This window comes from Neisseria sp. P0022.S010 (genome assembly GCF_051956635.1).
Map to the genome: position 1 here is coordinate 1 of NZ_JBQCXF010000776.1, position 764 is coordinate 764.

Here is a 764-nt window from a genome sequence, read left to right on the forward strand (position 1 = left end):
GGATTAGTATATAAATCTAAATGGCAATGCATATCCATCATAATATTTGGTTCACTATTAAAAGTTGCTCCACTTAATCCAGTCCACTCCTAAAAACATTTGCAAACTGATTTAGTTGTTGAGTGGATAGTGGACCACTTTGTAAAACCCATTGATTGATGTTGCGATGATTTTTTTGACGAATAGCACTTATTAAAGCAAATAAATCATCTCTTCTGTCCTGATTTGTTAAAATATGCCGAATATCATTAAATTCATATTGGGCATCATTGGTAATACCAGCATAATGCAATGACGCTCTACGAATCAGGCATGGAACACAAACCCCGCATTGTTGATTTTTGCGTTTCCAATGGCTACACGAAACAGTATCAGGGATAATTTGCTGTAATAATGGTAAATTTTCGCATTCTGCTATCATTTGCCCTTTGGTTTTAAACTGATAAGGATTTCTTAAAGTGAAAGGAATATTGACCGCAGTGAACAATCTTTGTATTTCTTGGATAAAATAAGGGTGGGTGGTGCGGGTACTTAAAGTACCTACTCTGCGTACTGTTAAAGGTGCATTGATTGAAATTACTCCATTTTCAGGTACAAAAACATCAATTTTTTCTTGCATAAATTCCTGTAATGCATAAGCTGATACAATTGCAAATGCTAAGAAATTCAAACTTCTGGTTCGCATTGTGATTTCAGTAGCCCTACCATTATTTAAATGGGGCTGTGCAATCGCATTAAATTGAGAAAATTGATTGATATAACCA

General features: G+C 34.7%; 1 protein-coding gene. It reads right to left on the reverse strand.

What is annotated here, in order from left to right; all coding sequences use genetic code 11:
• Positions 1-73: 73 nt before the first annotated feature.
• Positions 74-764 (reverse strand): 7-cyano-7-deazaguanine synthase (locus ACTHUT_RS21330; protein ID WP_440419803.1); only part of this gene is annotated, 691 nt, incomplete at its 5' end.